Consider the following 10,979-nt stretch of genomic DNA (forward strand, 5'->3'; position numbering starts at 1 on the left):
CCTTACCGCGGAGAGAACCATGGACCCGGCAAGGATGCTCACAGAGAGCTTGACCCCAAACCCGGAATTAGAGAACATCAGAGGCTTTCAGGCAAGGGCAGCATGCTGCGGAGCCAAGAGGATGGCCTGATTGAGGGCCTCGAGCATGCTCCGCTCATCAGCCCGGCCCGTTCCAGCGATATCGAAGGCCGTGCCATGGTCCACCGACGTACGGATCACGGGCAGCCCCACGGTGACATTGACGCCTTCCTCAATCCCAAGAACCTTGACCGGACCATGGCCCTGGTCATGGTACATGGCGACCACAAGATCAAAGTCGCCGCGCTGGGCGCGGAAGAACAGGGTGTCAGCCGGAAGAGGGCCTTCGACATGGATGCCGCGCGCCTGAAGCGTCTGCACAGCTGGTTCGATCTTCTGCTCCTCTTCACCATGGCCAAACAAACCGTTTTCGCCGGCATGAGGATTGATCCCGCACACCCCGATGCGGGGGCTTGCGATCCCCGAGCGCACAAGGGCCCCATGGCCGCGCAGAATGGTTCGTTCGACCAGTCCCGGCTCGATCTTCGCAATGGCATCGATCAGGCCAATGTGGGTGGTCACGTGGATGACGCGCAGCTTCGGGGTCATCAGCATCATCGAGACTTCCGGCGTGTGCGTCAGCGCCGCCAGGATCTCGGTATGGCCTGGGAAGGGATGCCCTCCTGCGTGGAGCGCCCCCTTGTTGAGAGGAGCCGTGCAGATGGCATCAACCTCATTGGCTGAGGCCAGTGCGACCGCCCGCTCGATGTACCGGAATGCCGCATCGCCCGCGAGCGGGGATAGTTTACCCCACGGTAGATTGTCGGGAATCAAGCCGAGATCGACGCAATCAACCGACCCATACTCGAACGCAGTTTCCTTCGGACCTGACGCAGATCGAACTTTCAAGGAGGAGCCGACAATCTCGCCGGCCTGCCGCAGGCGGCTGACATCTCCGATGATCAGAGGCTTACAGCGCTCGTAGACCTCCCGATGAGCAAGCGCCTTCATGATGATTTCGGGGCCGACACCGGCCGCGTCGCCCATTGTGATCGCTATGATAGGCTGATTCATACACGAACCCCAGGCCAGGGGCCTACATTACCCGCTCATTGTAGAATTGGAATGATTGCTCCGACCGCCGCGCAGGATCGCGCGGCAACGTGTCAAGGTCATGTGATCGCCGAAGGCCCCGGCCTTCGTAATCACCGGGATGGCAAAATCACCGATCGATATGCCAACAGGCGCTCCTGGCTCGATCTCGCCTTGCATTCTCAACCCTGATATGCCGGCTCGATCGAGGATCGCCCGTGCCGTCTCACCACCGGTCACAATAAGCCCACCGACCCGGGGCAGGCGCGCGGCAATCAGCACGGCCAGAGCGGCTGCAAGCCGCGGCCCCGCCTGAAAGTTGACTTCTTCACCCCTGATCGTGACCGCGACATCTACCCCCGATGCCAAAGCCGCATCGAGAGTTTGGGCGCAGGACTGCACCCGCTCTGGGGCGCTGCTCTCCCGCAGAGTGGACGGGAGAATGGTCACGGGCACGACGCCCTGCTCCTCCGCCAGGGCCTCGAACTGCGTGTGTGACACACTGGATGCACTGCCCACGACAATGAAAATGGGCTTTCCTGCCGCCGCCCGTATTGGGGCCGATGTGGGAACGACCTCGCCCTCCCCGGCCCTGACAAGAGCCCGCATCAGGCCGGCAGACCCGACCCACAGCGGCTTTCCGGGCAGCATGAGGGATGCGGCCGCAACCGTGAGAAGATTATCCTCGATCTGAGCATCGCATACGACAACGTCGCACCCGGCATCTGCCCACTTTGCGAGGCGCGCCTTGAGTGCCTCTGTACCGAGCGCAACCTGCTCGAGGGTGACCACCCCGACCTTCAATCCCACATCAGCAACAATAGTCCGCAGATCGGCGGATTGTGTCGCGTCTGCCTGTTTCCAGAGGCCCGTGTTCTCGAGCGGGGTGCCGTTGACGAACACATGGCCGTCTATCGTCGCGCGTCCCGCTCCGGGGAAAGCGGGCGCAACAATCACAAAAGGTGCATATCCAAGGACATCCGTTGCGGCTTGGCGGATATGAGCAAGCTCTGATGGCCAGTTGCCGCGCAATGTCGAGTCAATCTTGTGATACAAAATTCGTGTGCTCTTGCTGTAGAGGTGTTGAACAGCTCCTGTGACAGCGGCTCCGGCCTCCTGGACCATCATGGCCCGGGAATTCACATCAACTGAGGCAGCCGTTGCGCCGCCCGGATCGGCATTAGCATCGAGGAGCACCACCGTGTCGGCGCCCGCCGTTGCGCACGAAACGGCACAATCTGCGGCACCAGTCAGGTCGTCGGCAATGATAAGGGTTTCGATCATCGACGTCCGGCTACCCTCGTTACTCGGGTGCATATTTGCTTGTCACAGATGAACTCACAAGACAGGGAGGGTCGGGTGCGCTGATTGATCTGTGCGGCCTCAGACGATGCCCCATGCTCTGTAGCGGGTGCGGCCTGTGAGCTCGCGCGGCAGGGCTCCGCCGAGCTGGGCCAGCATGAGGTCAATGGCCTTGGGCGTGACCTTGAGCAGCTTGGCCGCGAGCGGCACGGTGACCAGCGGGCGCGACAGGAACAAGTCGACGAGCTCCGGCAGCTTCGAGTTGGAGCGGGTCTTGGCCGTGACCCGGCTCATCAGCTCACGGGCAAGGATGAGCCGGTCGAGGTCCTTGTGGGCAAGGACAAGCGCCCCCTCCAGCACCTGGCAGAAGCCCTCGAGCCTCTCGGCTGCCCCTTCCCGGCCCTGGGGCCGGAACTTCGACTGCTTGAAGCCGGCGGCGAGCGGCAGCAGATGGCTCGTCAGACCTCGTGCTCGCAAGATGGCGGCGGCCATGATCAGGCCAAGCCACGGCAGGCGGGTGTAGAGGTTGAGATCCAGCCAGGCATTCCACGCCACCGCGGCCGCGGCAATGGCCGGCCAGTGGGCGGTGCGCTTCACCACATCGAGCCACAGGTCTTCGGCCTCGGCTTCGTCCTGATCCGGATCATAGACCAGGTGCGAGCGGCTCTTCGGCAGCGGGGTTTCACCGGCGAGCACCTTGCTGGTGCGCTCGAGCAGGGCATCGATCTCGGCAAAGTGCGCCTTCCACGGATCGGCATCGTTGGCATAGAGCGAGTAGGCCTCGTCATCGTCCGGATCCAGCCGCTTGCCCTTGGGCCGGGTGGGCTTGTCCTGAGCCACGGGGCCGATACCGCGTAGGGCGGTCAGCCCATCGATGGACAAGGGCCACGGCGCCTTGCGGGCCAGGGCGGTGCGGCGGGCCCGCAAGGCAGCCGCGGCGCGGGTGAGCTCGTGGGTGGGATGGCGCACGTCCATGCCGGCATCGTGCAGCACCAGATCCCCCACATCGACGAGGTGCCCATCCAGCAGCAGCGCCCGCACCGCCTCAGTCATGTCGCAGCGCGACTGCCAGCCGGCCGATAGCCCTGAGGCCTCCAGTCGGGCGTCGAAGCGCAGGATGCTGATCGTGATCGGCTCCAGCCGGCCGGCGATGATCTCCCACGGCAGCTCCGGCAGAGCGTAGGTGCGGGGCACCAGGAAAGGCTCGTCGTCAAACTCCCCTACCCTGCCCCCGAAAGCCACGCTTGCACCCTCAAGCTAAGTTCTTGATGAAGCAAGCTATAGCTTAGCGAGAAGAAGCAAAGCAAGGATTTGCTACAACGAAGGGCAAGGCATTGCAGCACTTTGCAAAGCGGCATCCGCCCAGATCAGGAGAGGTGTGTCGAGCGAGCCGTTCTGGAGTCGCTTCCACGAGCCTTAATAGCACTGAAGGGCTTCAGAAGCCCTTGTTTTAAGCCATTTTGGCGAGCTTATGGGAAGTCCTTCCTTTCCCGGCTGGTTAATAAAATGGCTTGAGATATGTCTTCAAACGATCAGTTGCTAACGATGAGCTAAAGTGTACAGCTTGCATTCTTCATGGGTCTATATTCCTGCTGCCCTTATATTTGCATCTGGTAACTGGGGATCGGGTTGAACATCTCCACCAGATCAGATGTGGGTAAGGTGATTAGCCATTGAACCGAGCATCAATACCCTAATGGCATTTCTATCAGCATCATTCGATGCTATCTTGGATGTCATAGGATGGAGATACTGGCGTGAGAACAACGATTGCGCTCGATGACGAACTCGTCGCAAAAGCGCAGGCATTTACGGGCCTGCAGGAAAAATCGGCCCTAGTTCGTGAAGCATTGAAGGCTCTGATTGAGCGGGAGAGTGCCCGAAGGCTGGCCCGCCTCGGCGGTACCGAGCCTGACCTTAAGCCTGTCCCGCGCCGACAGACGGATGCTCAGTGATCATCGTCGATACCTCGGTGTGGATCGACCACCTGATGAGCAACGATCCCGTGTTGGCAGATCTTCTTCGGACAGGGCGCGTACTTGCGCATTCCTTTGTCACGGGCGAGCTTGCCCTCGGCAGTCTTCGCCAGCGCAGGACTGTGCTTGAATCCCTCCGCGACCTGCCCCAGGCTACCGTTGCCAGTGACGATGAGGTCATGATGCTTATTGAGCGAGAGCAACTCTACGGACTCGGGATCGGTTTTGTCGATGCGCACCTTCTAGCAGCAGCGCGACTTTACCCCTGGGCCATGCTCTGGACCCGGGATCGGCGGCTGCGGCAGGCAGCTACGCGCCTCGGGCTGTCCGCAGACTTCAATTGACCAGCGAAGAATAATGGTCCCCTCCCCTTCCAGTAAGCGCCTGATTGGCTACGCCCGCGTGTCAACTGAGGATCAGGCGCACGATGCCCAACTCGATGAATTGCGCGCTGCCGGTTGTGCCGAGATCCACCAGGAGCATGGCTCAGGGGCAAGCCGGGCGCGGCCGGTGCTGGCGCGGTTGCTGCGTGAGATCAGGCCGGGGGAGGTCCTGGTTGTGGTCCGTCTGGACCGCTTAGCCCGCTCCGTGAGCCACCTCTTGGAGGTCATCGAGACGCTGGAGGCCAGGAAGGCACATTTCCGCTCCCTGCGCGATCCAATCGACACCTCGACTCCACAAGGTATATTTTCCTTGCAGGTGCTTGGCGCAGTGGCGCAGCTCGAGCGCTCCCTCATCTCAGAGCGGACGCGGGCCGGCATCAAGGCGGCCACGGCGCGAGGCAAGAAGCCCGGAAATCCGGGGATGCGCGAGCGCCGGCCAGAGGCCATCCGCAAGATCGCTCTGGCCCGGGAGAAGGTCTATTTGGACGATCTGATTGCCGGCGCGGATCGCTGGATGCCGACGGTGCGCCGCATGCGTCCGCAGCACCCTTGGCAGGATGTTGTTCGCGTCCTCGGCGACGGCGGCCAACCGTGGACCGTGGCCCGGCTGCGGCGTGCCGTGGGCAAGCTCGTCTCTCAGCACATGGCTGACCCTGCCCTCCTTCACCCTGCCCCACGCAAGAACCCGGAGGACCGGCTCATGACGCTGATTGCCGGCATCGCCATGACCGACCCGAGCCTCTCGTTGCGGGAGATCGGAGCGCAACTGGAGCGCATGCGGGAACGGACCCCACGCGGCGGCCTCACATGGTCAGCCTCTTCGGTGAAGAAGCAACTCGACCGGGCCCGCAAGGTGGGACTGGCTCTGCCAACGTCCCTGCCAGACGTGGTGTAGCCGCGTCGCTGGGCGATGCCGTTCAATCAACCGCTTACGGGCTCCGTTTGGGGATGGGACGCCGAGGTGCCCTGCCCCCGCCGATTCAAGGTCAGTTCTTCGACCCGCATCCCGCGCGATTGACAGGTGAGCCGTCAGAGGATCACCATCGTGGGGGGCGCCACAGGAATGGCCGCCATGGACACGTTTGATCACATTCTGAGCTGGAAGCTGAAACGAGGCTCACACGCCTTCCCCGGCAAGGACGGTGGAACCTGTATCAACGAGGCAGCCATTGTCGCGGCTGGCTTTCCCTATCAACCGGTCCGAGCCGTCGAGACGATGCCCGCCTGCTTCTCGCGCCCGATCTGCAGCTTGGCGCTGCTCCTGAACGATGAAGCTGATGATGCCGAGCGGCAGCTTTTGCTCCCGTTCGTCATCCGCTTGGCCTGCGCCGACACAAGACAGGTCGAGTGGGAGCGGGAGGTCTATATCACCCAGCACCTGAGATACCGCATGCGTTTCCAGGATCGCCTCGAGGTTCTGGAAGGTGCCCTAGCCATCGGGCGGCAAGCTGACGTGCTGGCAACAGATGAGGTGAGGTCGAGGCTGGATGCTGTCCAGCAGAGTGCTAAGGCGCCCACGTCAGTGGCCGACCATTTCAAGTTCAGCAAGATCAAGGAATGGCTTGCTCCTTCCCTTTGAGAAGCAGATGCCGCTAGCACAAGTTTCCCTCTCCTGAGGGTCCACGAAAGCGGGTCGACCATCGACGCATCACTGTCCATGGGACGGAACAGCAAGCATTGTGAAGGGGAGGTTCGCCCCTTGGGTTCTCCTCCCCCTCATCGAGATCGACCCGCGGGCTTTATTCACCCCTTCACATAGTCTCTGTGGGCCGGGAGCTGATGCTCCGTCAGGCTCTCGGCCTCAACCACCGCGCGGGCCACAGCCTGGGCCATCAGGGTGGCGGCGATCGCTCCGATCGCCGAGACATCGGCGCGGACCGATGAGGCTTTGCCCGTGGACAACGCAAAGATCGTGTCGCCATCCGACATCGTGTGCACCAGATTGCTGCTGCGGGCAAAGCCGTCAGCGGTACCCGCCCATGATCGCTGCCATGGTGTCGCGGAAACCCTGCCCTTCGTCCCATCTGGCTCCCGCAAGGATCTGATGGCGGAACGAAGTGGCTGGCTTCATCGGTGAAACTCTCTTTGATCCGGCACGAGCAACCAACCTAATGAGCGTCAGGTACAACCAGCGAGGCTTTTTACGCCTGTAAAACCTTCGAGAGCGAGCCCCAAACGAGGAGAGCGTTCTGGCTTCGAAGCCTTTTAAGTGGGCAGCGTGGTGACACGGCGGACTTCCACCTGGCCAAGACTTCTCGTGATCGCCGGCCCTGTGACTAGTCTGCATGCGTCTTGCACATATGTCGGCAGAATACCTGGTGTGGAGGGGAGGGGCAGTAATTCTTCCGAGCGTCGCTTTTACCGGTGTAAAAACGCAATGCGTTGCCGTCTGCGGTCCCGGACTTGGCATCACACGCTGGTCTCCTAATCGAGGCCACATCTGGAGTAGGGCCATGCAAGCCGTACACCTGTCAAACCACAGGATCTCAGTGCCACCTTAAGTGCCGACGCGGGCAGAAGGAAGATGCCACTGCCATTCTCCTATGGCCATAAGGCCATACCTGCGCTTTTTACAGGTGTAAAACCATGACGGTGTGGAGCCGATGACGGCGGTAAGACTCTCACGACCGGGAGCGAGGCTTGGATCGTCTCGCTTGGTTCCTTGGTTGCTCTTGGTTTAGTGGCATGCGGGCTCGCTAGCTAGGGGAGGGCGGACCGTTGCAGACCACCCTGCTACAGGGCTGGATGCAGCGAAACTAGCCAAGCCGAATCAGACCAACAGTCACAAGGGGACTAGTGGGACCAGATCCTCGGCTCCGGAAAGGGCAGGCGGAGTTTTTTACACGTGCTTAAAACGACTCTCCCGCAGGAAGTTTTCGTTGAGGGACAGAATTGTAGCCCGAGAAGCTTGGAAGAACGAAGCCAATGCCTCGTCCCATTCAGCCTTATTTAACCGGATGTTAACGTTCCCCGCCTTTGATGAGACGGAATACGGCCGCTTGCCGGCACTTTTCCGTAAGAAGGAGGACCCTGATGGCTCTGCCTCAGCTCAAGAGCGAAGGTCAGGTATCTGCCAGCTCAACATCCATTCGGGTGCCCCGCGTGGGGCTCGACCTTATTGGAGAGCACGCAACCAAGCTTTCCAAGAACCTGCACCGGCAGCTTGAGGCCGCCTTTCCGCCGCGGGCTCAGAAGTCCTTTCGCAAGTTGACGTCCGGAGAGGTCGCCAAGCTCCTTGGTGTCGCTGACAGTTACCTGCGCCAGCTGTCTCTGGACGGGAAGGGGCCCAACGTGGAGGTACAGCCGAATGGCCGACGTCTCTATACCCTTAAGGACGTCGTAAACCTACGTGCGTATCTCGATGCGAACGCGAAAGGGGAGAGGCAGTATTTGAAACACCGTAGCGGGAGCGAACACCTTCAGGTGATCGCCTGCACGAATTTCAAAGGTGGATCAGCTAAGACCACAACTGCCGCTCATCTGGCACAGTATCTAGCAATTAACGGCTATCGCGTTCTGGCCATCGATCTGGATCCGCAAGCGAGCCTCTCAGCCGTTCACGGCCTCCATCCGGAGCTCGACGTGCTTGAGAACCAGACCCTCTACGGAAACATCCGCTATACCGACGAGAGAATTCCGCTCAAGGACATCATCCGTCCAACCTATATCGAGGGCCTGGACATTATTCCCGCGAATCTTGAGCTGATGGAGTTTGAGCATGAAGTGCCAATGGCTCTCCAGAACAAGCAAGAGGGTAAGCGCTTCTTCGACCGTGTAAACGGCGCGCTTGAGACCGTCCATCATAACTACGATCTCGTCATAATCGATTGTCCGCCCCAACTAGGATACCTGACGCTCTCGGCTCTCAGCGCTGCGACAGGCATCGTGATCACCGTCCATCCCCAGATGATGGACGTAATGTCTATGGCTCAGTTCCTGACTATGACTAAGGACTTGCTGAGCGTGCTCAAAAATGCGGGGGGTAATACAGAGTACGACTGGCTCAAATATCTAGTCACCCGCTATGAGCCGAACGACGTGCCTCAGGCCCAGATGGTTCAGTATCTCCGGAAGATGTTTGGAGACTATGTTCTTGAGCACGAAATGCTGAAGAGCACTGCTGTCTCAGATGCCGGCATCATGAAGAAGACGATTTATGAAGCCGAGCGCGCAGATTTCACAAAAGGCACGATCGACCGTGCGATCGAGTCTATGAATGCTGTCAACAGCGATATCGAGAAGCTGGTCCTGCAGGCCTGGGGGAGGATCTAATGGCAAAGAGTGCAAAGCGACTGGCGGCGTTCCTCGGTACGGAAGAGTCGGATCCTGTAAACAAAGAGCCCGCATACGAGGATAAGCTGCGGATAGTCTCCGAAACGATCTCCGAGTTAACTGTCGAGGCCGGACCAAGTGGCGTTCCCGTTATCGTCGAGCCCTCTCACAGAACGACAGGGGCGGGCGAGGAGACTGCAGCGCCTCTGAACACCAACGCCGAGATCTCTGATGCCTCCCCGACGGTCTCTGCGACGCTCGGGACGATCCCTGAATCGGTTGCGGTGCCCCAGAAGGATGATATCGCACTCGAAATTGAGAATGCTTCTCAAAAATCGGCTGAAAACCTATTTCGCCAGAATGCTCCTACAAGCCAAGTAATGAAGCGTTTAAGTACATTAGTTCGTGATGACTCACAGGAAATTGATGACTTGAAGGCGCTCGTTGAAAGCGGCCAAACGGTCGTCGAACTGGATCCGAACCTGATCGACGAGTCCTTCATCCGGGACCGAATGGATGATGGCACTCAGTCGATCACCGAACTAGCACGTCAGATCGAGAACCAAGGTCAGCTCGTCCCGATCCTCGTGAGGCCCCATCCTCATCAAGAAGGGCGCTATCAAGCTGCTTTCGGGCATCGGCGCCTGAAGGCCGTCGCCTCTCTGGGAAAGAAAATCCGTGCAGTCGTCACGCAGCTGACTGACGTCGAGCTCATCGTGGCGCAAGGCCAAGAAAATAACGCCCGGCTCGACTTGAGCTTTATCGAGAAGGCACGATTTGCCGCTGCAATGAAGGCGAAGAAGTTCAATCGTGAGACGATTGCGGCGGCGCTCGGCATCAGCAACCAGTCTCAGATTACTTGGTACTTGCAGGTGGTCGAACGGATCCCAGCCGCCATCATTGACGCGATTGGCCCTGCACCGGAGATCGGCCGCAAACGCTGGCTGCCCTTGGCCGAGCTGTTCCAGAACGATACATCTGTGCTAGAGAAGGCAAAGGCGTTCATCAAGACGCCTGCCTTTAACGCTCGGGAGACGAACGAGCGCTTCAACGCCCTTGTCGAAGAGGTGACCCGCAAAGACCGGCTAGCACGCGCGGAGCCTGCTTACTGGGAAGCTCCCGATATGCGCGTCAAGGCAACAATCAACTCCACGTCCAAGCGTTGCACGCTGCAGATCGACCGCAATGTCGATTCGGGCTTTGCTGAGTTCGTCGTCAACAACCTTGATGCTCTATATGCCAAATACACTGGACGGTCGGATAGCTAATCACCCTTCCAACCCGAAAACAAAGGGCAGCATTTTCGCTGCCTTTTTCTATTTGAGCCGGTTGGCGCCTTGAGGCAGGCGCACAAATGGATCGATGGTGTCGTGCTTGGCCTGACCGGTACAGATATCACGATGTGGAATCGTCGATCACGCCCACGGTCAAGGACCGTGACGGCATCGGTGATCTTGCGAAGCATATCCCGCTTCTGCTTGCATTCCGAGATGCCGCAGGCTCGGGTAATCTCCAAGGCTCGGAAGATCTGTACTCCCACTTGTACATTCATCGGGGCACATTAAACTGATCGTTTGAAGACGACTGGTGAGGGATTTTGTTTACCACCCGAAGAGAGCAAGACTTCCCTCTGGCCTGCTAAAATGGCTTAAAACAAGGGCTTCTAAGGTCCACTGGCTGCTCGCAGGCTTTCATGAGCGCTGGTGATAAGACCTTAGATGTAGTGGCTCGCGATGCAGCCAGGCATAACAGCTCAAAACTGTCTGGCAGGCCGTAGCTAGTCCCGGTTTAGCTTCCGCTGTTCCCGTTCTCTCATTTTGCTTCAACAGCTTAGCACTTATACCAAAGCTTAGCTTTGCGTAACTGGGGCAGATTGGGGGGCCATGCCTCAGGCTGACTGGATGACGAGGTCGGCGAGCGGTGGGATCCTCGGCTG

General features: G+C 59.5%; 9 protein-coding genes and 1 pseudogene. 6 read left to right on the forward strand and 4 right to left on the reverse strand.

Annotated features, from left to right (window positions below; all coding sequences use genetic code 11):
- Nucleotides 1-87 precede the first annotated feature (87 nt).
- From pdxA to ILT44_RS28510, 3 genes are all read right to left on the reverse strand, one after another.
- The gene (pdxA, locus tag ILT44_RS28500) at nucleotides 88-1,092 is read right to left on the reverse strand and encodes a 4-hydroxythreonine-4-phosphate dehydrogenase PdxA (protein WP_204242988.1); all 1,005 of its coding nucleotides are present in this window, start codon (nucleotides 1,090-1,092) and stop codon (nucleotides 88-90) included.
- 27 nt (nucleotides 1,093-1,119) lie between these two features.
- Nucleotides 1,120-2,394, reverse strand: coding sequence for a four-carbon acid sugar kinase family protein (locus ILT44_RS28505; protein ID WP_204242989.1), 1,275 nt, complete (start codon nucleotides 2,392-2,394; stop codon nucleotides 1,120-1,122).
- Between the two features lie 99 nt (nucleotides 2,395-2,493).
- The gene (locus tag ILT44_RS28510; protein WP_204242990.1) at nucleotides 2,494-3,606 is read right to left on the reverse strand and encodes an RHE_PE00001 family protein; all 1,113 of its coding nucleotides are present in this window, start codon (nucleotides 3,604-3,606) and stop codon (nucleotides 2,494-2,496) included.
- 563 nt (nucleotides 3,607-4,169) lie between these two features.
- Between ILT44_RS28510 and ILT44_RS28515 the strand changes: the two genes are divergently transcribed.
- From ILT44_RS28515 to ILT44_RS28530, 4 genes are all read left to right on the forward strand, one after another.
- Nucleotides 4,170-4,367, forward strand: a complete 198-nt coding sequence (locus ILT44_RS28515; protein ID WP_036346850.1) for a type II toxin-antitoxin system VapB family antitoxin — start codon at nucleotides 4,170-4,172, stop codon at nucleotides 4,365-4,367.
- Nucleotides 4,364-4,732 carry a type II toxin-antitoxin system VapC family toxin gene (locus tag ILT44_RS28520; protein WP_204242991.1) on the forward strand — a complete coding sequence of 123 codons (369 nt, stop codon included), beginning with the start codon at nucleotides 4,364-4,366 and terminating at the stop codon, nucleotides 4,730-4,732. The genes ILT44_RS28515 and ILT44_RS28520 overlap by 4 nt, the downstream gene beginning before the upstream one ends.
- Before the next feature lie 13 nt (nucleotides 4,733-4,745).
- The gene (locus ILT44_RS28525) at nucleotides 4,746-5,666 is read left to right on the forward strand and encodes a recombinase family protein (protein WP_204242992.1); all 921 of its coding nucleotides are present in this window, start codon (nucleotides 4,746-4,748) and stop codon (nucleotides 5,664-5,666) included.
- Nucleotides 5,667-5,843: 177 nt separating this feature from the next.
- Nucleotides 5,844-6,350, forward strand: a complete 507-nt coding sequence (locus ILT44_RS28530) for a hypothetical protein (protein ID WP_204242993.1) — start codon at nucleotides 5,844-5,846, stop codon at nucleotides 6,348-6,350.
- A 164-nt stretch (nucleotides 6,351-6,514) separates the two neighbouring features.
- Here the strand turns inward: ILT44_RS28530 and ILT44_RS28535 are convergent.
- Nucleotides 6,515-6,818: pseudogene (locus ILT44_RS28535) on the reverse strand (P1 family peptidase); the annotation flags it as partial.
- Between the two features lie 986 nt (nucleotides 6,819-7,804).
- Between ILT44_RS28535 and repA the strand changes: the two are divergent.
- Both repA and repB read left to right on the forward strand, forming a co-directional pair.
- On the forward strand, nucleotides 7,805-9,043 hold the full coding sequence (gene repA, locus ILT44_RS28540; RefSeq protein WP_204242995.1) for a plasmid partitioning protein RepA: 1,239 nt from the start codon (nucleotides 7,805-7,807) through the stop codon (nucleotides 9,041-9,043).
- Nucleotides 9,043-10,311 carry a plasmid partitioning protein RepB gene (gene repB / locus ILT44_RS28545; RefSeq protein WP_204242996.1) on the forward strand — a complete coding sequence of 423 codons (1,269 nt, stop codon included), beginning with the start codon at nucleotides 9,043-9,045 and terminating at the stop codon, nucleotides 10,309-10,311. The genes repA and repB overlap by 1 nt, the downstream gene beginning before the upstream one ends.
- Nucleotides 10,312-10,979: the final 668 nt, after the last annotated feature.

It is taken from the genome of Microvirga arvi (genome assembly GCF_016892765.1).
Lineage (GTDB): Bacteria > Pseudomonadota > Alphaproteobacteria > Rhizobiales > Beijerinckiaceae > Microvirga > Microvirga arvi.

Coding starts and splice junctions, on each gene's coding strand:
- pdxA (WP_204242988.1), bottom strand. CDS start 1,092: ATGAATCAGCCTATCATAGCGATCACAATGGGCGACGCGGCCGGTGTC.
- ILT44_RS28505 (WP_204242989.1), bottom strand. CDS start 2,394: ATGATCGAAACCCTTATCATTGCCGACGACCTGACTGGTGCCGCAGAT.
- ILT44_RS28525 (WP_204242992.1), top strand. CDS start 4,746: ATGGTCCCCTCCCCTTCCAGTAAGCGCCTGATTGGCTACGCCCGCGTG.
- ILT44_RS28530 (WP_204242993.1), top strand. CDS start 5,844: ATGGACACGTTTGATCACATTCTGAGCTGGAAGCTGAAACGAGGCTCA.
- repA (WP_204242995.1), top strand. CDS start 7,805: ATGGCTCTGCCTCAGCTCAAGAGCGAAGGTCAGGTATCTGCCAGCTCA.
- repB (WP_204242996.1), top strand. CDS start 9,043: ATGGCAAAGAGTGCAAAGCGACTGGCGGCGTTCCTCGGTACGGAAGAG.